Source organism: Collinsella sp. CM84Y_54 (assembly GCF_036317945.1).
Classification (GTDB): Bacteria; Actinomycetota; Coriobacteriia; order Coriobacteriales; family Coriobacteriaceae; genus Collinsella.
Genome location: NZ_JAWQCX010000003.1, coordinates 352,441 through 377,173, shown reverse-complemented (window position 1 = coordinate 377,173; position 24,733 = coordinate 352,441). Strand labels below are relative to the sequence as shown.

At 59.3% G+C, this 24,733-nt stretch carries 20 protein-coding genes; 6 read left to right on the top strand and 14 right to left on the bottom strand.

Annotated features, from left to right (window positions below; all coding sequences use genetic code 11):
- Positions 1–62: 62 nt before the first annotated feature.
- From V2391_RS06830 to V2391_RS06815, 4 genes are all read right to left on the bottom strand, one after another.
- The gene (locus V2391_RS06830; protein ID WP_329738729.1) at positions 63–938 is read right to left on the bottom strand and encodes a spermidine synthase; all 876 of its coding nucleotides are present in this window, start codon (positions 936–938) and stop codon (positions 63–65) included.
- Entirely contained in the window at positions 939–2,843 is a 1,905-nt protein-coding gene (locus V2391_RS06825) for an elongator complex protein 3 (RefSeq protein WP_329738728.1), read from the bottom strand.
- 99 nt (positions 2,844–2,942) lie between these two features.
- Positions 2,943–3,839: a DUF4097 family beta strand repeat-containing protein gene (locus V2391_RS06820; protein WP_329738727.1), complete on the bottom strand. Its 897-nt coding sequence runs from the start codon at positions 3,837–3,839 to the stop codon at positions 2,943–2,945.
- Positions 3,839–4,561: a helix-turn-helix domain-containing protein gene (locus tag V2391_RS06815; RefSeq protein WP_117821486.1), complete on the bottom strand. Its 723-nt coding sequence runs from the start codon at positions 4,559–4,561 to the stop codon at positions 3,839–3,841. The genes V2391_RS06820 and V2391_RS06815 overlap by 1 nt, the downstream gene beginning before the upstream one ends.
- Positions 4,562–4,828: 267 nt before the next feature.
- Here V2391_RS06815 and V2391_RS06810 point away from each other — a divergent pair, with 267 nt between their 5' ends.
- The 3 genes from V2391_RS06810 to V2391_RS06800 all read left to right on the top strand — a co-directional run bounded on the left by V2391_RS06810 (position 4,829) and on the right by V2391_RS06800 (position 9,440).
- Positions 4,829–5,701, top strand: a complete 873-nt coding sequence (locus tag V2391_RS06810) for a hypothetical protein (protein ID WP_117806642.1) — start codon at positions 4,829–4,831, stop codon at positions 5,699–5,701.
- Positions 5,702–5,820: 119 nt separating this feature from the next.
- Complete coding sequence (gene trmB / locus V2391_RS06805; RefSeq protein WP_329738726.1) at positions 5,821–6,660, top strand: tRNA (guanine(46)-N(7))-methyltransferase TrmB; 840 nt, start codon at positions 5,821–5,823, stop codon at positions 6,658–6,660.
- 98 nt (positions 6,661–6,758) lie between these two features.
- A complete protein-coding gene (locus tag V2391_RS06800) occupies positions 6,759–9,440 on the top strand; it encodes a DEAD/DEAH box helicase (protein WP_329738725.1) in 2,682 nt (893 codons plus the stop codon).
- A gap of 79 nt (positions 9,441–9,519) precedes the next feature.
- On the opposite strand, the gene V2391_RS06795 is transcribed toward V2391_RS06800, so the two are convergent.
- From V2391_RS06795 to V2391_RS06755, 9 genes are all read right to left on the bottom strand, one after another.
- Entirely contained in the window at positions 9,520–11,277 is a 1,758-nt protein-coding gene (locus V2391_RS06795; protein ID WP_329738724.1) for a DUF2130 domain-containing protein, read from the bottom strand.
- Positions 11,278–11,415: 138 nt separating this feature from the next.
- A complete protein-coding gene (locus tag V2391_RS06790) occupies positions 11,416–12,180 on the bottom strand; it encodes a ChbG/HpnK family deacetylase (RefSeq protein WP_329738723.1) in 765 nt (254 codons plus the stop codon).
- Positions 12,181–12,258: 78 nt separating this feature from the next.
- Positions 12,259–13,707, bottom strand: a complete 1,449-nt coding sequence (locus tag V2391_RS06785) for a PTS transporter subunit EIIC (RefSeq protein WP_329738722.1) — start codon at positions 13,705–13,707, stop codon at positions 12,259–12,261.
- Between the two features lie 343 nt (positions 13,708–14,050).
- The gene (locus V2391_RS06780; RefSeq protein WP_329738721.1) at positions 14,051–14,887 is read right to left on the bottom strand and encodes a PRD domain-containing protein; all 837 of its coding nucleotides are present in this window, start codon (positions 14,885–14,887) and stop codon (positions 14,051–14,053) included.
- Between the two features lie 73 nt (positions 14,888–14,960).
- A complete protein-coding gene (locus tag V2391_RS06775; RefSeq protein WP_329738720.1) occupies positions 14,961–15,506 on the bottom strand; it encodes a metallophosphoesterase in 546 nt (181 codons plus the stop codon).
- A gap of 66 nt (positions 15,507–15,572) precedes the next feature.
- A complete protein-coding gene (locus V2391_RS06770) occupies positions 15,573–15,752 on the bottom strand; it encodes a hypothetical protein (protein WP_329738719.1) in 180 nt (59 codons plus the stop codon).
- 18 nt (positions 15,753–15,770) lie between these two features.
- Entirely contained in the window at positions 15,771–16,097 is a 327-nt protein-coding gene (locus tag V2391_RS06765; RefSeq protein ID WP_329738718.1) for an HIRAN domain-containing protein, read from the bottom strand.
- Positions 16,098–16,363: 266 nt separating this feature from the next.
- Positions 16,364–17,743 (bottom strand): aldehyde dehydrogenase, encoded by a 1,380-nt coding sequence (locus tag V2391_RS06760; RefSeq protein ID WP_329738717.1) that lies wholly within the window; start codon positions 17,741–17,743, stop codon positions 16,364–16,366.
- Positions 17,744–17,752: 9 nt separating this feature from the next.
- Entirely contained in the window at positions 17,753–18,973 is a 1,221-nt protein-coding gene (locus V2391_RS06755; protein WP_329738716.1) for an iron-containing alcohol dehydrogenase, read from the bottom strand.
- A 256-nt stretch (positions 18,974–19,229) separates the two neighbouring features.
- Here V2391_RS06755 and V2391_RS06750 point away from each other — a divergent pair, with 256 nt between their 5' ends.
- Positions 19,230–19,790 (top strand): ferritin family protein, encoded by a 561-nt coding sequence (locus tag V2391_RS06750; RefSeq protein ID WP_022094328.1) that lies wholly within the window; start codon positions 19,230–19,232, stop codon positions 19,788–19,790.
- Between the two features lie 1,668 nt (positions 19,791–21,458).
- Here the strand turns inward: V2391_RS06750 and pdxR are convergent.
- Positions 21,459–22,898 carry a MocR-like pyridoxine biosynthesis transcription factor PdxR gene (gene pdxR, locus V2391_RS06745; protein ID WP_329738715.1) on the bottom strand — a complete coding sequence of 480 codons (1,440 nt, stop codon included), beginning with the start codon at positions 22,896–22,898 and terminating at the stop codon, positions 21,459–21,461.
- 145 nt (positions 22,899–23,043) lie between these two features.
- Here pdxR and pdxS point away from each other — a divergent pair, with 145 nt between their 5' ends.
- Together pdxS and pdxT are read left to right on the top strand one after the other, a co-directional pair.
- Positions 23,044–23,934: a pyridoxal 5'-phosphate synthase lyase subunit PdxS gene (gene pdxS, locus V2391_RS06740; RefSeq protein WP_329738714.1), complete on the top strand. Its 891-nt coding sequence runs from the start codon at positions 23,044–23,046 to the stop codon at positions 23,932–23,934.
- A gap of 20 nt (positions 23,935–23,954) precedes the next feature.
- Positions 23,955–24,542 (top strand): pyridoxal 5'-phosphate synthase glutaminase subunit PdxT, encoded by a 588-nt coding sequence (gene pdxT / locus V2391_RS06735; RefSeq protein WP_329738713.1) that lies wholly within the window; start codon positions 23,955–23,957, stop codon positions 24,540–24,542.
- Positions 24,543–24,733 lie beyond the last annotated feature (191 nt).

Below are 24,733 nucleotides of genomic sequence, written 5' to 3'. Positions count from 1 at the left end.
GGCATGACCATGAAGTAGCTAAAAGAGCCCCACCACAAACAGACTGGTCGCAGGGAGACGCGCTAGTCGTGGAGAGCAGCGCCGAGGAAGTCGGTGTCGAAGGGCACAGCTTCGGCAAAGGCATAGTCGCCGTCGCTGGCGATGAGCAGGTAGTTTTCCTCGCCGCCGAACTCCGTATCGCCACATGGGACCACCCAGGCGTGGGCGAACACCTCGAGTGCCGTGGCGGCGCAGTCGCGCAGGAACGTCACATCGCTCCCCTCGTTTGCGCTCACGATATTGGCAACGTAGACGCCACCGGCATTTAGGCTGCCTCGCACTAAACGCAACGCCCCAACCGTCGCCAGCTCGCGTACGGGTTCGGCGCCGCCAAAGCAATCGCTCACGACCACGTCGTAGCGACGATGGCCCACGCTCGTCACGCCCAGATACGAGCGAGCCTCAGCGGTAATCACCCGCAAGCGGTCGCCCGCCGCGCGCTCCAGCTCGTCTAGGTAGAACCAGCGGCGCGCCAGGCGCGTAATCTCGGCATCGTACTCAATGACGTCCATGCGCAAGCTCTCGTGCGACATCAGCGCGAACTTGGGATAGGCAAACCCGCCGCCGCCCAGCATGAGCATACGGCTGATACCGTGACCATAAACGTCGCGCATCGCATCCTCGGCCTCAAACACGTCGTCAAACGCGCGATAGTACGCAAAGACGGGCTCCGCCCAGCGCTCGCCAACGTAACTCGCACTTTGGTAGACACCGCCTTGCACCAATACGCGGACTTCATCGCCGCCCTCATCGTGCACGCGTTTCACACGCGCCAACCCATTGCGGGTTCGCGCAACCTGCAGACAGGCAGCACGAACAGCGACGGCGGCCGCACCAAGCGCCGCGGCCCCCAGAGCAACGCCGGCAACGACGCCGGCAGAAACACTCGGCTTGTTCATCTAGAGCTCCTTTTGCAGATAAAGGCCATGGTCATAAAAACCCAAATGGCGATAGTACTCGCGCGTACCAATCGCGCTGATCACGTTGATGCGCGTATAACCCGCATCCCGGGCAATCTCGCACGCACGCTCTACGAGCAGACGCCCCAACCCATGGTGCTGGGCCGCCTGGCCTTGATCCCCCACGCGCGCCGCCATGCCATACACGTGCACCTCGCGGATCATCGCCTCGTCCGGCGTCGTCGGCAACTCGTCCGCATGCGCGGCAACAAAAGCGCGAACGGGCAGAGACAGGCGCAAAAAACCAACAATCTTGCCCTCGGGCGTCACCCATTGCAAAAAACGCTCGCTCGTCACCGGCGTCTCGTACGCGACCTCATCAAGGGACAGCTCACCCAAGTCGGCACCCGCCGTACTGATCTCGCGATAGCGAATCTCGCGCACCGTCGCGCCTTCCCCCCGAGCAGCCAGGCGGTTCTCAACGAGCTGGCGCAGGTTGGGTTTCTTGTTGCCCACCATGATGTCGTCGGAGCTAAAGTCGCGAATCATGCGGCTGATGCGGCAGAACGCCGGCGTCACCACGATGTCATCGGTCAGCACATCGAGCAGCTCATCCTCGGTATAGGGGCGCCACTCGCCACGCTCATAGCAGCCCACCAGACGCGAGCCCTCGATGAGCGCACACGGGTAGACCTTGACCTCGTCGGGCATAAAGGCCCCTTCGGTCATAAAGCGCTCGTAGTCGCGCTTGTCCCCCTCGGGCGTGGCGCCCAGCAGGTTAAGCATAAAATGCGCATGGATCTTAAAGCCAAACAGGCGCGCAAGCGAAAACGCCCGCTCGATCTGCGTCACCGAAATGCGACGCTCGTTGATATCGAGCAGGTGCTGGTCGAGGCTCTGGATACCCATCTGAATCTTGGTGCAGCCCAGGCGGCGGATGAGCGTGAGGGCCTGCGGCGTTACGGCATCGGGACGCGTCTCGATAACGAGCCCCACCACGCGATGCTTCGCCGTCTCGTTGATGCGCTGTTGACGTTCAAGCTCCTCCATCGTTGCCGTCTGCCACTCGGTGACTTCGCCCCACGGCGTACCGGGGCCGTACAGACGACGCACCGCACGGTTGTAGCCGCCCACGGCAGCATCCACACGCCACTGGTCGTCGGCAACGCCGGCAGCAAGCTCGACCTCGTCTGTCGCAATGCCGGCTGCCCGATAGCGCTCGCGACGCTCCGCTACCACCGGCGGCAGGGCATCGGCGGGAGCGTCATCGAGCAGGCGCCCCGCCTCGGCACGACTGATGCCCGGACGCGCCAACATGGGGTTTGCCGCCACGCCGGCGACGGCATCGTCATTGAGCGCACGGAAAAGCTCCGACATAAACCATGCCTGATACCCTTGCGGATAGTCGCTCCAGGTGCCACCGAGCACGATGAGCTCTATCTTATCGGTCGCATGCCCCATCTGCGAAAGCGCCGTCAAACGGGCGCTCACCTGCAGATATGGATCGAAGCAGTTTTGCTCTGCACGGGCGCACGCCGGCTCGGCGTGCAGATAGCTTTTGGGCATGCGCAGATCGTTGGGGCAAAACAGGCAATCGCCCGAGCACGGCCACGGCTTGGTGATGACGGTAATGGTCGCTACGCCCGAAGCCGTGCGACGAGGCTTCATGCGTAGCACCTGCAGCAGTTGACGCTCTAGCTCGGCGTCGACATTCCATACCGTCCAACGAGCCGGCTCCTCGCGCTTCACCCGCTGGTAAAACGGCAGCAGGCGACGCTTGGCCAGATCGCGCTTGTCGGCACCCTCACGGCGTGCCTCGGCATGTATCAGTTTGACGAGCGCTTTGTCGTCCACGGTCTCGCCGCGACGCAGAGCCTCGAGTATGTTCAAGATAATCTGTTCCATGCCCCCATTGTAAAGGCAAAGGCGCCGAAGCCAATCTCGGCTTCGGCGCCTTCATCAAACAGCGCGTCTATATCTTCGCCTAGGCTTTCGTCTGCCTCACTACTCCGAATCAAACGACATGTCGCCCGAACCGACCTCAAAACGATACGTGGCAGACTTATCGCCGTTATCGAATTCAAGATTCAAAACGGTCTCGCCGTCGTAGCCAAGCGGAAGGAAATCGCTCTCGAAGTCGCCGCCGCCCAAGGTGAGGCTCGCCTTAAAGCCCGTCGAGTTCGGAACCGTCATCTCCACATCGCCCGAGCCCACGCTCACGTCCATCGACTTCGCGGGGGCCTGGTAGAGCTCGAACGTCACATCGCCCGAACCGACCTCGGCATTCAGGGTATCGGTCACGGTACCCGTAAACTCGACGTCTCCCGAGTCCAACGTCAAATCGAAGTCGTGGCACGCAATGTCCGTAATCGTCAGATCCCCCGACCCCACATTCGCCGAAATGTCCATCATGTTATCGGCAAGCTCGCGCGGCAGCTCGATGGTGACCGTACGGTCAAGCGCACGCTCGTCATCGCAGTCGAACTGGTTAATCCTGAGCGTAGAGCCCCTAATCTCGGCCAGATTTTGCGTGGCAGCATCGTAAGCAGTTACTCCTTTTGCAACGCGACCACTCTCGATGACACGCACCGGTCCATCGGAAACGTACTTAATATCGACCGTACCCGACGTCACATCCAGGTCAAGGGACTGGAATGAGTCGGCATCGAAGGTTTCACTCGAAAGCTTTTGAGACTGAGCGGAGTAAATACCGTCATCAAAAACATCGTCCTCGTCAAACGCATCGTCCATACCAGACAAGCCGGATACAACATCGTTGAGATTCCACGGTCCATCAAAATGAATCAAAGTCCGCGAAGTGCCGACGACAAGCCCGATGATGAGCACAAACGCTCCGATGCCAATGCCCAAGCGCCTCTTAGACTCATGCGAGAGCTTCATCATTCATCACCTTCTTTGGCGCTCGACTCAGCGGTGGTCGCGGCAGCCATGTCAGCGTCAACCGCTGTGGAAACGTCCTCCCCCTTAGTCCTAGCGACCGCCGGCGCCGGACCAACCTGGATATCCCCGCGCGCCCAATCACCATCGAGCGCACGCGCCACCCAGTGATAGATGGGAATCGTAAAGAAGATCAGCGCGGCAAAGGGGCCGGCGCCAAACAGGAACATCAGCAAAAAGAACAGCAGCCAGCACACGGCCCAATACGGGAACGACTGGAACGGGCCCTTCACCGGAGTCGAGCCAACCGCGGTGCCACTCGTCGCCTGCGCCGTAGCGGCATTGGCGGCCTGCGCACTCCAGCTTGCCGCCTGCGCCGCCTTGGCCGCGGCATCACTTGCCTGCGTAGCTGCCTCCGTGGCGCGTGCCGCCGCCTCATGGGTGCGGGCGCGCTCCGCCGCCTCGGCCTCGCGCTGACGGGCGCGGTCCTCGTTCTCAAACTCGATATCGTCCTCGATCTCATCGCTCGGATTGAGGAGCTCGTCCAAACTCACGCCATAGAGTTTGGCAAGCGAGATCAGATTCTCGGTATCGGGCGAGCTCTCCGCACGCTCCCATTTACTGACCGCCTGGCGCGACAGTCCCAGCTTTCGTGCAAGCCCTTCTTGGCTAAAACCCTTGCTGCGACGAAGGTCGGCGAGCCGCTGCGCAGTTTCTACATTCATGGTTCCTCCTATGTGATGCCAGCCGTGCCGCCGGACCGTTTTTGTTCTTAAGGCGCCTTGCACAGTTAAAAATGTATCCGCCACCGCCAAAAGCATGCCACCTATTCTAGTGAGATTTTTGACAACCGGCGGTTGCGGGTGCATATGAGCTGCGGAAATGTGTCCAAACAAAGCAATGACCCGTAGCTTGGTTGTCCCCGTTGCAGCGTTAACGGTAGTATGGTCGTACTGTTAATTCCGCACCGCCAACGGAGGGAGTTCCGCGCCGTGAACCGCGATTTCGCCTCATCGCTCATCCAGCTCAACAATACGTTCTATCGCGAGCACTCCGCCTCCTTCTCCGATACGCGCCAGGCCCCGTGGCCCGGCTGGGTGCGCACCATGGATATCGCACTCGGGCAGCTCGACGTCGCCACGATCGAGCATCCCGTCCGCGTCTTCGATCTTGCCTGCGGCAATATGCGATTCGAGAACTTTGCCGCCGGCGGCGCACTTGCCGCCAAGGGCGTCGACGGCGCAAACCCCTCGGCGGATGCCAGCTGCCCGTTTGAGTTCTATGGTGTCGACTCGTGTCAGGATTTGGCTATCGATGCACGCGGCCACGCCCTGCGCATTCCCAACCTGCACTTCCAGGAACTCGACGTGCTCGACGCTCTCATGAAGCTCAACCCCGCCGAGACGCCCGACGTGCTTTTCGACGCCCCACTCGCCGACATCTCGGTCTGCTTTGGCTTTATGCACCACGTACCGTCATGCGAGTACCGCGTGCGCGTGCTCGACGCCCTGGTGCGGCAGACGCGCCCAGGCGGCATCATCGCCATCAGCTTTTGGGAGTTCATGAACGACGAGCGCATGGCGCGCAAGGCCGTTCGAGCCGAGGCCCGCGCCGAGCTCACCCCGCCGTTTGAGGGTTACGATTCAGCGCAGTTTGAAGCCGGCGACCACCTCATCGGCTGGCAAAACGACCGCCACGCCTACCGCTATTGCCATCACTTTGACGATCAGCAGATCACCGACCTGGTGCGCGGCGTCCGTACGTTCTACAAGAGCGGCGAGGTCCCCGTGCGCGAGCTTGAGCGCTTCCATGCCGACGGTCGCAGCGGCGAGCTCAACCGCTATGTGATTCTCAAGCGTCTGTAGGCACCGACGACTCGCCTTCGAGCCGCATCGCATCTTTCGGGCAAACTATGCCCACCCTTTTTTCAACCCATTGACGGAACGTGCAACCATGCGTTCCACACTTATGACCAAGGAGCCTCATGGGAGCCGTCCACGTTCGCACGCCTAAGAACTTTGTGCTCGAGGAGCGCCTGGAGCGCTACGCCGATGCGATTGAGACGAACCCCGAGGCTTATGCCGGAGATTGGCGCGAGGCTTGCGCGCCAGCTGGCAGCAAGCCCTTCGAACACCTTCACCTGGATCTTGGCTGTGGCAAGGGAACCTATCTGGTCGAGCGCGCCCACCGCGAGCCCGACACCCTCTTTATCGGTATGGACCAGGAGCCCATCTGCATCGCCTATGCCGCGCAGAAAATCTGCGAACAGGGGCTATCCAACGCACTCGTCCTGCCCCAAGACGCCGCATCGCTGCCACGGCTGTTTGTCGCAGGCGAGCTCGATGCCATCACCATCAACTTTCCCACGCCGCAGCCCAAGGCCAAGTACGCAAAAAAACGACTCGTCCATGTCGACCATTTGATGCTCTACCGCCCGCTCCTTGCAGCCGGCGCCACCGTCACACTGCGAACCGACAGCAAGCCATTGCGCGACTACGCCCTGGGGCAGTTTGCCGCGGCAGGCTACGACACACTTTGGGTAAGTGACGACGTCCGCCGCGACCATCCCGAGCATCCCGAGACCGAATATGAATGCCGCACGCGCGAGATGGGCGCCGCCGTCTATGGCATTTGCGCCACACCCGGTGTGCAGCCCAGCGATGAACAGCTCGCGGCGGGCCGCGCGCAGGAGCAGAGCCTCGCCTGCTACCTGCCCGATAACCTCGATGAGCTCACCTATGTACCTCTGGGCATGGAAGAAGCCGTCGAGAACTTTAGAAACCGCGCCCGCAAAGGCAAGAAGCGCCTGCCGCAAGAGCACTAACTTCACGCGCCCATTTCCTGCATTTTCTCGCGCGCTGGCGCCCCACGCCGCCGCTACGCCATAATAGTTGGCGGACAATCGCGAGAGAAAGCAAACACATGGCACAGACCACGACAGATACCGCCGCCAGCACCGTCTCCGGCGCCGGCGGCGCCAGCTCATTCTCGGGCGGCACGGGAACCGAAGCCGAGTTTGGCTCGCTCGGCGCGCTCTCCCCCACCTGGTGGGAGCCCGAGGACGGCAGCGAGCCCGAACCATGGCTCACGCCCGATCAAGCCTTCGAGCGCTTCTTTGAATGGACGGGCGATCGCGGCATTGAACTGTGGGATCACCAAGAAGAGGCCCTCATGGACCTGGCTGCCGGTGATCACGTCATTTTGGGCACACCGACCGGATCGGGTAAATCGCTCGTCGCGCTGGGCATGCTCTTTATGGGCATGGCGCAGGGCAAGCGCTGTTATTACACGGCCCCTATCAAGGCTTTGGTCAGCGAAAAGTTCTTCGATCTGGTACAGGTGCTCGGCCGCGATAACGTCGGCATGATCACCGGCGATACGCATATCAATACCAAGGCGCCCGTCATCTGCTGCACGGCCGAAATCCTTGCCAACGATGCACTGCGCGAGGGCGAGGGCGCCGACGTGGGCTGCGTGGCCATGGACGAGTTCCACTACTTTGCCGACCCCGACCGCGGCTGGGCCTGGCAGGTACCGCTGCTCACCCTGCCCCACACGCAGTTTATGCTCATGAGCGCCACGCTCGGCGATGTCACTGCCATCGCAGCCTCACTCGAGGAGCACACCGGCGCTGCTTGCGACCTGGTTGTCGACGCCCCGCGTCCTGTTCCGCTGAGCTACGACTATGTGACGACCTCCCTCGAGGGCACGGTCGAGCTCGCCATGCGCCGTGGCGAGGCCCCACTCTATATCGTGCACTTTAGCCAGGATGCCGCCCTTGCGACGGCACAGTCGCTCGCCAATTTTGGCATCGCTAGCAAGGAACAGCGCGAGGCCATTAAGGAAGCTGCCAAAGGCACGAGCTTCTCGACGGCCTTCGGCAAGATCCTCAAGCGCTTGCTCGGCTGCGGCGTCGGCGTGCACCACGCCGGCATGCTGCCGCGCTATCGCCTCCTGGTCGAGCGCCTGGCGCAGCAGGGCCTGCTGCCCGTCATTTGCGGCACCGACACACTCGGCGTCGGCATTAACGTACCCATCCACACTGTGGTGCTCACCGCGCTCACCAAGTTCGATGGCTACAAGATGCGTCGTCTGCGCGCCCGCGAGTTCCATCAGATTGCCGGTCGCGCCGGCCGCTCGGGCTTCGATACCGAGGGTATGGTGATTGCCGAGGCGCCCGAGCACGAGATCGAGAATGCCAAGCTTATGGCCAAAGCGGGCGACGACCCCAAAAAACTCCGTAAGATTAAAAAGAAAAAGGCCCCCGAGGGCTTTGTCACCTGGAACAAGCAGACCTTTGAGCGCCTGATCGAGACGCAGCCCGAGACACTCAAGCCGCGCCTGCGCATCACGCACTCCATGGTGATTAGCGTGGTCGAGCAGGGCGGCGATGCCCGAGCCCGCGTACACAACCTCATCGAGACGAGCCTACAGACTCCCGAGGAAAAGGCTAAGCTCGAGGTTCGCGCCGACGAAATCTTCGCCACACTCATCGATTCCGGCGTCGTCGTCCGCACCGAGGTGCCACCCGCGCCTGACGCCCCAGCTGACGCTGCACCAGACATCGACTATGCGCTGACGGTCGATCTGCCCGAGGACTTCGCGCTCGATCAGCCGCTCTCGCCGTTCCTGCTTGCCGCGCTGGAGCTGCTCGATCCCGAGAGCGAGACCTATACCATGGATCTAATCTCAATGGTCGAGGCAACGCTCGAGGATCCCAAACAGGTGCTGCGCGCACAGGAGCGTGCCGCACGCGATCGCGCCATGGCCGAGATGAAGGCCGACGGCATCGAATATGAGGAGCGCTTGGAGCGCATTCAGGACGTCACGTACGAAAAGCCGCTCGAGGATTTGCTCGACGCCGCTTTTGACAAGTACTGCCAGGAAGTACCCTGGGCAAACGACTACCAGCTCTCTCCCAAGAGCGTTCTGCGCGATATGTTAGAAAGCGCGAGCGATTTTAAGGGCTACATTCAAAAGCTCGGCATCGCTCGCTCCGAGGGCATTTTGCTGCGCTACCTGGCAGAGGCCTACCGTTCTCTCGACCGCACCGTACCCATCGAGAAGCGCGACGAGCGCCTGCGCGACATTATCTCGTGGCTGGGCTTTGTGGTGCGCTCGGTGGACTCGAGCCTGGTGGACGAGTGGGAGAACGCCGGCAACCCGGCAGCCCTCGATGCCGCGCCGCCACAAGGCATCAACGAGGTCGTGGCGGACCGCCGAGGCTGCACGCTGTTGGTTCGCAACGCACTCTTCCGCCGCGTGACCCTTGCCGCCCGCGAGCACGTTCGCGACCTGGGCGAGCTCGACGACGACTGGGGCATGAGCGAGATCCGCTGGCAAAAGGCGCTCGACGCCTACCATGAGCAGCACGAGGAGATCCTCACCGACGGAGATGCCCGCAGCGCCGCGATGTTTTCCATCGACGAATCCGATGAGAAGACCGCACACGTGTGGCACGTGCACCAGATCTTTGCCGACGAGGATGGCGACCACGACTTTGGCATCATGGGCGATGTCGATCTGGACGCCACGCAAGACGGCGGCGAGGTCATCTTCAAAAACTACCGCGTCGGCTTTATCGAGGACCTGCTCGAGGGCTAGCCGAACATACTGGAACAAAACGAAGCGGGGCCGTTCGCAATATTGCCAACGGCCCCGCTTTTGCACTATACGCTATGCCTTACTCGGCATCCTCGACCTCATACGAATCCGCCTCGGCGGGCTCATCGTTTGTCTCTGGCGCAGCCCCGCGCGCCTCGTCAAACGCCGCCTTCATGGTCTTGTTGCCCCACGTGAGCTTGCGAATGGTAAGATCGTCGGCCTTCTTGTTGGCTAGGCGCAGGTTGTTCTCGGAGGACAGCAATGCCTCCTTGGTTTTCTGCAGATGGCTAATCGTCTTGTCGATCTCATCGATTGCCGTTTGGAACTTGCGACTCGCAATCTCGTAGTTGCGGCCGAAATCATTCTTGAACTTTTCCATCTTGGCTTCGAAGTTCGTAACGTCGATGTTCTGCTGCTTGTACTCCGCCAGTTCCTGCTTATAGCGCAGCGAACCCATGGCGGCGTTGCGAAGAAGCGTAATCATGGGAATGAAGAACTGCGGACGGATCACGTACATCTTCTCGTAGCGATAGCTCACGTCGACTATCCCTGCATTATAGAGCTCGCTCTCGGGCTCGAGCAGCGTGCAGAGCACCGCGTACTCACAGCCCTTTTGGCGACGATCGTGATCGAGTTTCTTAAAGAAGTCCTCGTTTTTATGTTTGGTCGCGGTCTCATCGTTCTCGTTTTTCATCTCGAACATAATCGAAATGACCTCGTTGCCGCTCGCGTCGCACTCGCGGAAGATAAAGTCGCCCTTGGTGCCCTCGGACGCATCGTTATCCTTCTCGAAGTACGCGTTAGGAAATGCCGTCATGCGCAGACGGTTAAACTCGGTCTCGCAGTGCTGCTCGAGCGACTCGCCCACCATCTTGGTGGACAGGCGGACCTTCATGTCCTTAAGGCGCTCAATCTCTTCATCCTTGTAGCGAATCAGATCATCGCTCGCGCGCTTGGCCTGCGCAAGCTCGAGCTCGTGTGCCGCCTTGGCTTGCTCCTCGCGAGAATCGCGCACCGCTAGCTCGCTCGTCAGCTTGGCACGTGCCTCATCGCGCTCTCGTTCCGCCGCGGCGACCGCCTCTGACAGGTTCATTTTTGCCATCAGTTCCTGCTCGCGCAGTTGGGCACGCAGGCCCTCGGCCTCTTGCTCGGACTGAGCCTTTGCAGCGGAAAACTTCTCTTGTACCGTCGCGCGGTAGTCAGCAAGCACGCGCTCGGCCTCGCTGCGAGCGGCATCGAGCTCACGCTGCGACTCTGCCGCGGCAGCGGCAAGCGCCATCTCCTGGGCCTTGTCAGCCGCTGCAAGCCTGGCCTGCAGCTTGGCAATCTGAGCATCACGTGCAGCTAAGTCGTTTTGAGCAGCGTTGCGCGCCGCCGACTCGGCAAGCTTGGCTTCGTCATCTTTGCGTCCCAGCTGCGCACGCAAATTGTCGATCTCGCGCTGAAGCTCGGCATTCTCCTTCTGAGCATCGGCACGGGCCTCAACCGCCGCACGCTGACTTGCGCTCTCGCGCTCTGCGACAGCGCCCTCGAGCTTGGCGCGCAACTCGGCAAGCTCGGCATCGCGCTTGGCGACCTCTTGTGCCAGCTGCTGAGCCGCCGCGTTCTTCTGCTCAACGAGCTGAGCGTTGCGCTGAGACTCTGCCTCCTGCAAAGCAGCCGTCGAACGCGAGCGCTCAAGCTCCAGCGCCTGCTCGCCCTCGCGCTGGACTGCCCTCACACGCTCATCCAGATCGCGCGAAAACTCGGCATCGCGTACTTGCTTGACGATATCCGCATAGCCGGACGCATCGACCTTAAAAACTTCGCCACAATGCGGGCACCTGATCTCATTCATGGCAGCTCCTCGATGGACGCAAATTTCAACCGACTATACTCTACCGCGCCGCAGGGACAAAAAAAGCGCCGCCGCCATAATGGCAACGGCGCCAGAACCACCACAAAAGTGCCTGTTCCCTTGTAGTGGTTTGGGTCTTTACAGGTCGCGGTAGTCGATCAGGCGAAGATCGGGTTGAGACTCGAGCCAAGCGCGCAGCTCAGGATCGGTCAACGCATCGACTTCCTTGGCACGATCGACCGTAAGCGAGCTGTTCTCAAGGATAAAACGATCGAGATAGCCCGGGTGACACACAAAGACGACCGTCTCGCCGTCGGACATCTCGCGAACTGTCTGCATGATTGCCTCTTTGGGCTCGTAGCCCGGTTCCATCGAGCGCATCACCATGCGCAGGTCGGTATCTCCGCAACGCACCACCGCCGTCGGGTCGAAGCTTGCCTTTTGCTCCTTAAGGCCCAGCTCCTGAGCAACCGTCGAGATCGCTCGGTTAAGATTTTTGCTCATGACGGCATGGGCCTCAAAGTAATCGGGCTCGCGGCACACAATCTCGACAAGGCGGTCGTGCTGCGCACGAATCTCGATGCAGGCCTCGTCGAAGTCTATCAGCTCCTCGCCGCGCTTAAAATGCTCGCGGAAGGTACGGCTGCTATGGAACTCGCCGTTCTCGTTGAGCATGCTCGGGATGAGCGCCGGGTCGGCACACGGCTTGCCCAGGCACACGTTGGTATGCTGGCCCACTGCAATATCGGCATCCGCCACGAGCGACCACCCACGCTCGGCCTCGGGCATATTTGGCATAAGGCCCGCTGAGCGCACCAAGCCCTCGTTGACGCTACGGGCGATCCCCAAGTCAACGGCGTACGAATAACCAAGATCATCGGCACGAATAAGCAATTGCTTCACAACGACTCCAATCTATGGAAACGGGCACTTGGAGTGTAGCCAAGTGCCCCAGGTAATTATCCTACCTAAACAGATGTCTTAAGCCTTAGCGGCATCAACATCTTCCTCGAGCTGATCCTTGCTAAAGCCAAAGAGGTAGGCGATGGCAGCGGCGGCAACAAATGCAGCGCCCGATGCAACGCAACCCCAGACGAGATTAGCCGTTCCGCCGGCAACAAAGCCGGTGACGCCCAGAATATTGGTCGCGCCCAGAACATACGTTGTCACATTGGTGAGGGCTGCGATCAAACCGCCGATAGCACCGCCGGCAACCATGGCGCCCAGGCAGCGAGTGTACTTAAAGCCACAGCCATACAATGCGGGCTCCGTCACGCCGCCCACGATACCGGAGAGCGAGAAGCCGAGCATGGCGCCCTTCTCGTCGGTCTCCTTAAGGCGCAGGAAGGCACCGAAGGCCATGCCCCACGTAGCGAACTGAGAGATACCGGCCGCGACCATAACGCAGGAGTCGGAGCCCAGGGTGAGCAGCTGCACAATACCAAGGGCAAGCAGGACCTGGTGCATACCGGTCATAACCAGGAACTCCCAAAGTGCGGCAATGACGACGAGGGAGAGAATGGTGACAATGCCGCCGGCGTTACCGAGACCGAACATAAAGTTGCCGACCATGCTGCCCAGGATGGAGCCGATCGGAGCCAGCACGCACAACGAAACGGGGATCATAACGGCCATGGTGCCCACGGGTACAAACACCGTAGAGAGCATGTCGGGAACGACCTTCTTCATGAACTTCTCGACGACCATAAGCACCGGCATGGACAGAACCATGGGAAGCACGGTGGAGGAATAGTTGTTCAGCTGGGCCGGCAGCACGCCGTAGACCATGGTGGTCGTTACGCCCGAATCCGCCGCAGCGTTGACCAACGTCATGAACTCAGGAGCAATGAGCACACCGCCGAGCATCATGCCGAGTGGCTGGCTGCAGCCAAGCTGCTTCGCAGCAGCCCAACCCAAATAAACGGGAAGGAAATAATAGCCAGCGTTATAAATCCAGCTGTAGAAGAAGTTGTAGATGTCGGAGTCGGCAGACCAAATACCGAGCATGCCGTCACCGCAAACCACAGCGATGGTACGGAACATGGCAGCACCCATGATGATGGGGATCGTCATGACCATGGTCTTGGAGAGATAGTTGAGGATCTTGTTGCCCGCAGTCTTGAGCGTCAGCGGCTCCTTGGTGCCGCCATCGAGGTTCTCGTCAATGGAGCCTTCGCCCTTAACTCCCAGCGCAATGGCGGCGTCGTAGACCTTCGGTACGTTCTGACCGATGATGACCTGATACTGGCCGCCAGACCACTGGGCACCCAGAACACCCTTGATCTTCTTAACTTCATCGTCATTGGGGATGGACTGATCCTTAAGGTTCAGACGCAGACGGGTCATGCAGTGCGTCGCGTTCGTCACATTGGAGGCGCCGCCGACGGCAGCAAGCACGTCCTCGGCAATCTTCTTGTTATCGACAGCCATGTCGAATCCCTTCTCTTCCAACTAAAGGTCTGTGGGCCTTCACAGCATCAAGACGCACGATTCCGCTCGTGCCTGCGCAGCACGCGATATCCGTTGGCAAGAGATTTCATTGCATGTGATTCCCGGGTGGATCGACATGAAAAAAGCCCCGCGCACAACCGACAGAGACCCAATAATGGCCTCGGCAGAATCGGTAGTGCCTCTCGGAGCTGCGCCGTGAGTAACACCCAACACACGGCGAGTATATGCGGCAGATGCGTTCGCTGCGGCTCAGATTACCGATGAACGGTAGCAAACGGCCCGCAAACGGTCGCCATAACGGAAAGGGGGCGCCAGAGACCCCCTATCTATCCAGGCTGGTGGGAGCCACGCGATTCACGTGCATGATCAGATAGACGAGCTCTTCTTGGGCCAATGGCTCGCCAAAGGCCTCTTGAATCAGATCGTCGATACGATGAGCACAGCGCGATGCCGCCGGATACTGCTCCACGAGCACGTCGTAGAGACCTGAGTTCTCGGTATCAATCGGCTCTTTCTTTGCCACGCGGTCGAGCAGATAGCGCACATGGGTGGCAAAGCGAGTAAAGGCAAACGACGAGCGGTCGACCGTCACACCCAACTCTTCTTGAATAATTGCAACCGTCATGTCGAGCAGATGCTCCTCGTGCTGTTCGGCAAGCACGCGCCGCTCACTCGGCTTAATCGCCGCATTGATAATCGACATGGCAATGCCCGCGGCCTCACTCTGGGGCATGCGAATGGCAAAAGTTTTCTTAATGCCGCGAACGGCTAGCTCGCCCAATCGATACTCAATAGGATGCAGCTGCTCCAGATCGCGCTTGAGCGGCAACGACACCACCATATGTTCGCGGGCGCGCTTAATGGCAAACTGGATATGATCTGCCAGCGTAATGGGCAGATTAGGACTCAATTCGTACGAAAGTTGCCCAGTTGCGATATCGGCCAGCTGGGCGGAAAACTCCAGCACCTCGGGATCAACTTCGTCGATAAACGCCAGGTACTTGGAATCGATACCGTAAAAGGTGCGGGTGACGACATCCAAATCGACATCGTGCGGCATATCGCCAAAGCCGATACCGCGACCCAACGCGATGAGCTGGCGCCCCGCGCCGTCTTCGCAGATGGCAGCGTTGTGGTTAATGCGCTGGACAGCCCTCATGGAATCATCGCTCCTACTAAAACACGCCGTGCAGACCATCCACACGGCGCGTTCATTCTACCTGCACTTGCAGCTACAGTCCAAAGAAGCTCAAGATCTGGTCTCGGCTTACGGGCTTGTAGTCGTTGGCATCGAGACCGACATCGTAACGAAAGATGGGGCGCTCGCGATCGCGGTTGCGCACGTTGGTGCGGTCTCCTCTGCTGTGGATATGCCCGTGTAGCATGATGGCGCCACGCGCCTTACCATTCCAGCTGAGCATGGGGTAGTGGCTCATAACCAGACGATGGCCCTTGGCATAGCTGGGAGCAATCTCCAGGTAATCGCGCACGTCTTCCCAAATCTGCGGTGCGCCGGAATCTTCCCAGTCGCCATCATGGTTGCCACGGATGAGTGTCACGTTCTGGCATTCGATGCGCTCGCGCAGGCGCACCGCCTCCGCCATGGGCAAGCGATACGTAAAGTCTCCCAGGATATAGAGGCGGTCGTCCGCCGCCACGCACTCATTGATGGCATCGACGACCTTACGGTTCATCTCCTCGACCAAATCAAACGGTCGATCCATGTCGTGCAGGATATTCGTGTCGCCCAGGTGCAGGTCGGCGGTAAACCACATCATCGTCTCTGTCCTCATTTCGCAACGTGTTCAACTCGTGCTAAGTATACAGACGCAGCGATGCGGCGGTTATCCAAAGAGCCCGCCGAACAGTCCGCGGCGGCGCTTGTCCTGCTTGTTCGAAGCGTCACCCTGAGTTTTCTTGTTCTGCCGCTTCTTACGGTCCTGCTCCAGCTCATCATCGTCGAGCAGCATATCCCATTCAAACGGGTCATCCGTCAGATCAAACAGACCATCGTCGTCAAACATGGCCGCCTCCATTGCCGACTAGCGAGCATCCACCACATAAAGGCCAACGCGCACCTGATGCCACGGGCTGCGCTCGGGGGCAACCTGTTGCACGCGGGCCTCAAACACGTCCTCGTGGCCGTAATACATCATCAAGGACAGCGGGCCGACCTCGTTTCCCGGAACATAGCCGAGCTTGGTCTTGCCGTAGTAGATTGCAACCGCCTCGGGATCATGGGGGTTATCGCGCTCGGCACACAGTGGCAGCTTATCGCCAACCTTAAGATCCCCCAGGACCAAGGCACCGTCGGCATACTGAAATCCCGCAATATGAAACGACAGAAGAACACGTGAAGGCTCGTACATGGCAGCTCCTCTAACGGCCGGATAAACCGGCGCTTAACCTTATTGAGAAGTCTACGAACTCGTGCGGACACAGATTCACCCGCCCATGCCTTTTGCTCATTTGTCGCAACGCTCACATGACAGAGCGCTTGCAAATAAGATAGGAATACGCGGATGGCACCCGTGGCAGCGGGTCTTGTCAACTCCGATACACGTATTCATCGTGAGAAGTGGCCGTCTTCGCTTACGCGGGGACGGCCACTTTTATCCCTATCTTCTATCCCATTCTAGTGTACAAACATGCGCACGAATTTGTGCTTCCAGCTTGCGTAGGGCGCATAGCGGAATGGCACGTCCAGCCAGGTTGCCTTGTTCACGATGCTCTTCTTGTGACTAAACGCATCGAAACTCTCGCGGCCATGGTACTGGCCCATACCGCTCGCACCCATGCCGCCAAAGCCCATATGGCTCGTAGCCAAGTGCATGATCGTGTCGTTGACGCAGCCTCCGCCAAAGGGCACGTAGCGCACAAAGCGCCGCTGAGCCGCACGGTCCTGGCTAAAGATATACAGAGCCAGCGGCGTCGGGCGATCCGTAATAAACGTCTCGGCCTCGTCAAGGCTCTCAAACGTCAGCACTGGCAAGATGGGGCCGAAGATTTCCTCCTGCATCACGGCGTCATCGGGGGACACGCCGTCCAAAATCGTCGGCTCGATCTTGAGCGAAGCCTCGCGCGCGGTACCTCCAAGCACGACCTTATCGGGATCGATCAGCCCGCACACGCGCGCAAAATGCTTGGCGTTGACGATATGCCCGTAGTCCTCGTTATCGAGCGGATGCTCGCCAAACATACGGCGGACCTCCTCCTTGATGAGGCCCAGCAGCTCGTCGTGCACGCGCGCATCGACCAGCAGGTAGTCGGGCGCCACGCAGGTCTGCCCCACGTTGAGCCATTTGCCAAAGGCGATACGCCGCGCCGCGACCTTCAAGTTTGCCGTCGCATCCACGATGCAGGGGCTCTTGCCGCCCAACTCAAGCGTCACGGGCGTGAGGTTTTTGCTCGCGCGCTCCATGACGAGCTTGCCGACCGGAACACTACCGGTAAAGAAGATTTTGTCCCAACATTCATCGAGCAGCGCCTTATTCTCGGCACGCCCGCCTTCGACGACCGTCACCAGGCGCGAATCAAATGCTTCTTCGCAAATCTGCCTGAGCACCGCGCTCGATGCCGGAGCATAGGCGCTCGGCTTGATGACCACAGTATTGCCCGCGGCAAGGGCACCGGCGAGTGGCTCGAGCGTCAGCAAAAACGGGTAGTTCCACGGAGCCATGATGAGCGTGACGCCATAGGGCACGGCTTGCGTCTTGCACACACTAATGGCATTGGCGAGGTCGCAGGGGCGCAGGCGTGGGCGGCTCCATCGGGCCACATGCGCAATCTGATGGCGAATCTCGGAAAGCGACGTGCCGATCTCGCACATATATGCCTCGTCATGCGACTTTCCCAAATCGGTCTTGAGCGCATGGGCGATATCGCCCTCGTGCGCACGAACCGCATCGCGCAGGCGCACCAGTGCGCGGCGGCGAGCATCGACATCAAACGTAGCGTGCGTCTTAAAGTAGGCGCGCTGCTCGCCGACGATGCACGCAATTTCCTCGGTGTTCATGGCACCCTCCTAGTTCTCGTCCTCAAACATACCACCCGCGACGACCTCGTACATATGCTCGAGCTCCGAGCGGGCCATCAAAAGCGGAACGGGGTACAGCGGATTGGCCTCGGCATCGGCATGTGCCGCCATTTCGGGAATGTCGGAGCGGCGAATGCCCGCCACATATTTGGGAATGTCCAAGGCGGCGTTCATTCGATCGACCCAATCGATAAAGGCCTCGGCCGCCAGGCTGTCCTGCGCGGTCACCGGCGCGATGCCGGCCATGCGGGCGAGATCGGCGAGCTTAGGAGCAGCAGCTTCGCCATAGGCGCGAAGCATATGCGGCAGGATGATAGCGTTAGCCAAGCCGTGCGGAATCCCGTAACGCCCGCCCAGGCTGTGTGCGATGGCATGAACGTATCCAACATAGGAGCGCGTAAAGGCAACACCCGCCTTATACGCCGCCGAAAGCATATTCCGACGCGCACGCATGTCGTCGCCATGTTCATAGGCCTCGAGCAAATTGTCGTGGATGAGCTGCACCGCCCGTCGCGCCATCTTGCGCGTATAGGGCGTAGTACTTCGCCCGATAAACGCCTCGACGGCATGCGTCAGGGCGTCCATGCCCGTCTGCCCCGTAATGGAGGCGGGCAGACCGCGCGTAAACTCGGGGTCGTGCACCGCAAAGCGCGGGGTAAGCACAAAGTCGTTAATGGGGTACTTGTAGTGCGTCTCGTCATCGGTAATTACCGCCGCAAGCGTGACCTCGCTTCCCGTGCCTGCCGTGGTGGGAACGGCGATGAGCAGCGGCAGACGACGATGAATCCGCAGCAGCCCGCGCATCTTGTTGATGGGCTTGTTTGGCTGCGCGATACGTGCTCCCACGCCCTTGGCACAGTCCATGGCCGAGCCACCGCCAAAGCCGATAATGGCCTGGCAGGCGCGCTCTCGATACAGGGACGCCGCTTCTTCCACGTTTGAGACCGTGGGGTTCGCACGCGTTTCGGCATAGACCGTAACGCCAATCCCCTGAGCCGTAAGCGCACGCTCGAGTGATGCCGTGAGCCCCAAACGTGCAATACCAGGGTCTGTCACGATAAGGACCTTCTGGATCGAGCGCTTTTGAAGCACCGCGGGCGCATCCTCAGCATGCTCCAGAATGCGTGGCTCGGTATAGGGCAGCACCGGCAATGCGATGCGAAAAACCGTTCGATACGTTCGGCACCAGGCGCGGCGGGCTAGATGCATAAAGGAAACTCCCTCATTTGTTGATTGGTCAACATTTGCTCGACCGATTGTACTCAGCGGCGGTCAAAGACGGCCTGCCAATCGTTAATCAATCAACATCTTCATATCTTATAATTTTTTTATTAAAAATCATTCCTAATAGGCTTCACATTTGGTCGCATTTATGGATAATAGAACTCGTCAAGACGCACGTCCGGAGAGGGCCCTTACGGGACCGGACGAGCGCGCAATCGCCATCGATCGAAAGGATCGAATCATGAAGTTTGTTTGCCCCGTTTGCGGTTATGTGGAAGAGTTCGACGGCGACCAGCTGCCCGAGGATTTTAAATGCCCCCAGTGCGGCGTTCCCGGTTCTCGTTTCCTGAAGCAGGAGGAGGGCCAGCTCGAGTGGGCTGCCGAGCACGTCGTGGGTGTCGCCAAGATGGAGGGCGTCTCCGAGGACATCGTTGCCGACCTGCGCGCCAACTTTGAGGGCGAGTGCTCCGAGGTCGGTATGTACCTGGCCATGGCTCGCGTCGCTCATCGCGAGGGCTACCCCGAGATCGGCCTGTACTGGGAGAAGGCTGCTCACGAGGAGGCCGAGCACGCCGCAAAGTTCGCTGAGCTCCTGGGCGAGGTCGTGACCGACTCCACCAAGAAGAACCTCGAGATGCGCGTTGAGGCCGAGAACGGCGCCACCGCCGGCAAGACCGATCTTGCCAAGCGCGCCAAGGCCGCCGGCCTCGATGCCATCCACGACACCGTGCACGAGATGGCTCGCGACGAGGCCCGCCACGGCAAGGCTTTCGCCGGCCTGCTCAAGCGCTACTTTGGCTAAGCCAACCGCCTGAGAGACAATCTTTAGCTCGATAAGGCCCGGACCGCATGGTTCGGGCCTTTTTCGTGCCTCACGAACTTGTTAACTCCCTGAAATAGGACCACCTTAGGCATCGGATTCTCGTCAAAAAATAAGTGAGTAGACTTTTTGGAACTTGCCGAGCAGGCCATCCATATTGCTTTATAAAGTCGCAGGTAAATGACTTGTTGCAAAAACGGCCTGGTCGCCATCAAGCCAAAAGTCTACTCACTTAGTTTCGCAGCCGTCCACGATCGAGCTATTTTGTGTCTAACGGGCATCTTTTCGTCGATTACTCCCAATTTTGTCCAGTCAACGAATAGTTCAGACCGGAGTAATGTCTCAGCCCTTTGCTCATCTGAGCTTTTATCACGATATTCAGCATCGAGCATCCTGCATACGGCCTTAACGATCGCGCGGAATCTATCCTCATCGGATATCTGTCTGTGTGTCAGGAGAAGTACATCGTAGCCCATGGCCTGAAGGGCTGTCATGCGGTCAGCGTCACGCAAGCCATCCCCTGCGCGTCCGTGCGAGGCCTTTCCCTGACATTCAATGGCCACCTGTCGCTTGCCGTCCGGCGAAGAGAGAAGTAGGTCGATATATACACGGGACTTTCCCACAATCGCTCGAGCACTTGTGCTTAGCGTCACTTCGACATTGAGCTCTATGCCGCAAAAACCCTTCGCCTCCCAGGGCTCGCGGCAGTCCAAGCAACAAATACGCCTCGACCTCAAAAGGCGACGCGGCACCCAATGGAACGAGTTGCGATACCGCCATAAATCTATTGCCGTAACGCATCCCGCAAACATCTGAACAAAAACGGTCAAGGTCTCTGCCCAAAACCAAAGCGTCTCGACGCCATAAACTTGAAGTGATGCCGTCCTCGGACGGGCAGCGCACCCAACCGAACGTTGTCGAAATCGCGCCCGAATCAATTGCACGCGAAAGCTCCGCCTCAAGCGCCACCGGCAGAGCACACACCGCAAACAAGCCACACATCTCCGCCAACACAAAAAGAAGCTGGAGATCCGTCAGATGTCGAGACATGATAAATGCCGTCAGTAGAGGAGACGTGACCAAAAATCCATGCTCCGTTTCCAACACAGATTCCCTGGGGAGCTCACCAAGGAACAGCCGCTGCCTAATGCTGACAGGGCAGGTCCGTTTGTTTCTCGTCCGAACCAATGTATACAACGGAAAACCGAGCGCGACTGCAGCCGTCGGGTTGCGGGCGAGATCATATCGCTGCCGGTCTTCTTCCGGTCGTGGAAACGGCGGACACAAAGCGCGGACTTGAGGAGGCAAACGCCAGTACCTAAAAGCCGATATGTCACAAAGTAGATCCTTCATAGGCACAGGAAAACACGGATTTCAACCCAATCGGTCTCGCATTGGCGCGAACGCAACAAAAATGGCACCGAACGGACTGCTAAGTTTTCAACAGCCCTCCCCAACTGACCAAAAGCTTGCCGAGAGCTGGACGAAGCACTGTTGAAAACCCCATTTTTTTTCTCATGCAGAAGCTTTGCGCGGCAAGTGAGTAGACTTTTTCGAACTTGCCGTGCAGACCAGCCAAATTGCTTTATAAAGTCGCAGGTAGATAGCTTGTGGTAAAACGGCTTGGTCGCCAAAATGCCAAAAGTCTACTCACTTAGATTGCAGAGCGCCCCCCCCCATTAGCTGCAATTCCAAGGTAGTTAGCACTTTTGGATTCAGATCGTCATACTGAACAAGAATTTGACTTGAGTTTTCAGGGACAAATGCACCATCGGCACACCAATAACAGTCACTGATATCGATAAACGGAATACCCGAGCGCGTGAGAGCCCGCGCAAAAGAGCTTCCACCCGTTCCGCGCTCCGCAACAACAGTGCAGTAAAGGCCCGCGTCCGCATGCTCGATCGAGACCTCCCCTGCCGGAAACGCTTTCCGTACAAGCGCCGCCAGGCCATCACGCGCCTCGCGAGCACGAACACGCACGCGGTTCACATGCCGCTCGTAATCACCCGATTCCAGCAAACGTGCCAAAGCGACCTGGTCAACAGAACTCACCGACGAGGCGTAGAAACCAAGGTTGCGCCTAAACCGCTCCATCAGTTCATCGGGCAACACCATGTACGCTAGACGCAACGCCGATGACAGGCTCTTCGAAAACGTGTTGGTGTAGATAACCGACTGGGAGGCATCGATCGACGCGAGCGCGGGAATCGGCTTGCCGGCAAGGCGAAACTCACAATCAAAGTCATCTTCGATGAGATACCGACCTGGTCGCTCGGCAGCCCAGCTCAACAGCGCATAGCGACGCGCAATGCTCGTCACAAGGCCGGTCGGATACTGATGGGATGGCATCAGGTGAAGGACATCGGTCCCGGTTTTCTGCAGAGCACTCAGGTCCACGCCGTCATCATCCAACGGGATATGCCGAACTTTGCAACCCATAGCCTGATAGATGCGCGTCAGGCGCAAATAGCCCGGGTCCTCAACGGCATACACCTTGTCCGCGCCAAGCAACTGAACCAACATGGTATCGAGCAGCTGGGCGCCTGCACCGATAACGATGTTGTCGGGGTCGACATTCATACCCCTTGTCCCGCGCAGATGGTGAGCAATTGCGCGTCGTAGCCGAGCGGTGCCCTGCGCGGGCGCGGGCGAGAAGATTTCGCGCTCGTCTTCGGATGCCAGCGTCGCCCGCAGTGCGCTTTGCCAAAGCCGCGCCGCCTCCAAAGCGGAAGGAGAGAGCGCATCGAATCGCTCGACCTGTCCGTTGGCATCATGCGCGCTAGGACCCACAGAGACGGCATCTCGGTCGATGTTCCCTGTAGCCAAAGGCAAAACCGGTGCATCAGGAAGCTCGCAAGCGTAGTAGCCACGCCGCGGCTTTGAGCAAATATAACCCTCGGCAAGTAACTGGCTATATGCATTCTCGATGGTAATGACACTGATTCCCAGATGACTGGCAAAGGCGCGCTTAGACGGAAGATGCTCCCCCGCCGCAATGCGTCCAGCTACGATATCATCTCGAATTTGCTGGTAAACATACTCATAGAGCGATGCTTCGCCACGTTTTTCCAAATTGTAGTCAAGCATGAGTTTACCACCTGACCTTATCGAGCTGTTCAGTCTGGTATTAGTCTGACCTTGTTATTATCTCGAAAACTGAGTATTTTGCCATACCCAGCTCCCCGATAGGATGTTCCGTCAAGCAATGCACATGCCAATCAAGGGAGCAACCATGGCAGAACAGACCAGCAAGGCCGATCGCGTCAAACTCAATCGCGAGCTCGCGCAGATGCTCAAGGGCGGCGTCATCATGGACGTCACCACGCCCGAGCAGGCACGCATCGCCGAGGAGGCGGGCGCCTGCGCCGTCATGGCACTCGAGCGCATTCCGGCCGACATCCGCGCCGCAGGCGGCGTCTCGCGCATGAGCGACCCCAAGATGATCAAGGGCATCCAAGAGGCAGTCTCCATCCCCGTTATGGCCAAGTGCCGCATCGGCCACATTGTCGAGGCGCAGGTCCTGCAGGCCATCGAGATCGATTACATCGACGAGTCCGAGGTTCTCTCCCCCGCCGATGACGTCTATCACATCGATAAGACCCAGTTTGACGTGCCGTTTGTCTGCGGCGCCCGCGATCTGGGCGAGGCACTGCGCCGCGTTGCCGAGGGCGCCACGATGATTCGTACCAAGGGCGAGCCGGGCACGGGCGACGTCGTCCAAGCCGTACGCCACATGCGTAAGATCCAAAAGCAGATCTTCGACGTTGTCGCCCTGCGCAATGATGAGCTCTTTGAGGCAGCCAAGCAACTGCAGGTTCCGGTCGAGCTGGTACGCGAGGTTCATGCCACGGGCAAGCTTCCCGTGGTGAACTTTGCCGCCGGCGGCGTAGCGACCCCCGCCGACGCCGCGCTGATGATGCAGCTGGGCGCCGAGGGTGTCTTTGTCGGCTCGGGCATCTTTAAGAGTGGCGACCCCGCCAAGCGCGCCGCCGCCATCGTTAAGGCTGTGGCAAACTTCACCGACGCCAAGCTCATTGCCGAGCTTTCGGAGGACCTGGGCGAGGCCATGGTGGGCATCAACGCCGACGAGATCGAGATCATCATGGAGGAGCGCGGGCGCTAGTCCAGCAGAAAGGATCGCACATGAGCGATTATGCAGACCAAACGGTCGCCGTGCTGGCGGTCCAAGGCGCTTTTGCCGAGCACGAGGCAAGACTATCTGAGCTGGGCGCGCACTGTATTGAGCTGAGGCAGGCGGCCGATTTGCAGCAGAACTTTGACCGCCTGGTCCTCCCCGGCGGCGAGTCCACCGTTCAGGGCAAGCTACTTGCCGAACTCGGTATGCTCGAGGGGCTTCGCATCCGCATTGTTGAAGGCATGCCTGTATTGGGGACTTGCGCCGGCTTGATTCTGCTGGCGCGCGACCTTGCCGCCCACGACGATAAGGGGACGCCGCGCCTGGCAACCATGGATGTGCTCGTTGAGCGTAATGCCTATGGCAGACAGCTCGGCAGCTTTCGCACCAAGGGGCGGGTAGACGGTATCGACGGTGAAGTGCCGCTGACATTTATCCGTGCACCCCGCATCGTCAAGGTGCACGGCAATGCCAAGGCCCTGTCCGAAGTCGATGGCCGCATCGTCGCCGCCCGTCAAGACAACCAGCTCGGCGTCACCTTCCACCCCGAGCTCGACGACGACGCCCGCCTCCACGAGCTCTTCCTCCAAATGTAGGCAAAAACGAACGAGCGTAGATTTCCACTCTCATGCTATGCAGTCGTTGGACGTTCTTAAACGACTAGTCCAACAAGAACATCCCCAATGACTACATTGCGATAGACGACCACGTTTGCCCAGATAAAACCGACCAAAATAAACTTGTCCCCCTTTTGGTAGGTTTGGATCAAGGCAACGCCGATATTTTG

Excerpts from the sequence above, each read along its gene's own strand:
- V2391_RS06830 (WP_329738729.1), bottom strand. The coding sequence starts at position 938 with ATGAACAAGCCGAGTGTTTCTGCCGGCGTCGTTGCCGGCGTTGCTCTG.
- V2391_RS06825 (WP_329738728.1), bottom strand. The coding sequence starts at position 2,843 with ATGGAACAGATTATCTTGAACATACTCGAGGCTCTGCGTCGCGGCGAG.
- V2391_RS06820 (WP_329738727.1), bottom strand. The coding sequence starts at position 3,839 with ATGAAGCTCTCGCATGAGTCTAAGAGGCGCTTGGGCATTGGCATCGGA.
- V2391_RS06815 (WP_117821486.1), bottom strand. The coding sequence starts at position 4,561 with ATGAATGTAGAAACTGCGCAGCGGCTCGCCGACCTTCGTCGCAGCAAG.
- trmB (WP_329738726.1), top strand. The coding sequence starts at position 5,821 with ATGGGAGCCGTCCACGTTCGCACGCCTAAGAACTTTGTGCTCGAGGAG.
- V2391_RS06800 (WP_329738725.1), top strand. The coding sequence starts at position 6,759 with ATGGCACAGACCACGACAGATACCGCCGCCAGCACCGTCTCCGGCGCC.
- V2391_RS06795 (WP_329738724.1), bottom strand. The coding sequence starts at position 11,277 with ATGAATGAGATCAGGTGCCCGCATTGTGGCGAAGTTTTTAAGGTCGAT.
- V2391_RS06785 (WP_329738722.1), bottom strand. The coding sequence starts at position 13,707 with ATGGCTGTCGATAACAAGAAGATTGCCGAGGACGTGCTTGCTGCCGTC.
- V2391_RS06780 (WP_329738721.1), bottom strand. The coding sequence starts at position 14,887 with ATGAGGGCTGTCCAGCGCATTAACCACAACGCTGCCATCTGCGAAGAC.
- V2391_RS06775 (WP_329738720.1), bottom strand. The coding sequence starts at position 15,506 with ATGATGTGGTTTACCGCCGACCTGCACCTGGGCGACACGAATATCCTG.
- V2391_RS06770 (WP_329738719.1), bottom strand. The coding sequence starts at position 15,752 with ATGTTTGACGACGATGGTCTGTTTGATCTGACGGATGACCCGTTTGAA.
- V2391_RS06765 (WP_329738718.1), bottom strand. The coding sequence starts at position 16,097 with ATGTACGAGCCTTCACGTGTTCTTCTGTCGTTTCATATTGCGGGATTT.
- V2391_RS06760 (WP_329738717.1), bottom strand. The coding sequence starts at position 17,743 with ATGAACACCGAGGAAATTGCGTGCATCGTCGGCGAGCAGCGCGCCTAC.
- V2391_RS06755 (WP_329738716.1), bottom strand. The coding sequence starts at position 18,973 with ATGCATCTAGCCCGCCGCGCCTGGTGCCGAACGTATCGAACGGTTTTT.
- V2391_RS06750 (WP_022094328.1), top strand. The coding sequence starts at position 19,230 with ATGAAGTTTGTTTGCCCCGTTTGCGGTTATGTGGAAGAGTTCGACGGC.
- pdxR (WP_329738715.1), bottom strand. The coding sequence starts at position 22,898 with ATGCTTGACTACAATTTGGAAAAACGTGGCGAAGCATCGCTCTATGAG.
- pdxS (WP_329738714.1), top strand. The coding sequence starts at position 23,044 with ATGGCAGAACAGACCAGCAAGGCCGATCGCGTCAAACTCAATCGCGAG.
- pdxT (WP_329738713.1), top strand. The coding sequence starts at position 23,955 with ATGAGCGATTATGCAGACCAAACGGTCGCCGTGCTGGCGGTCCAAGGC.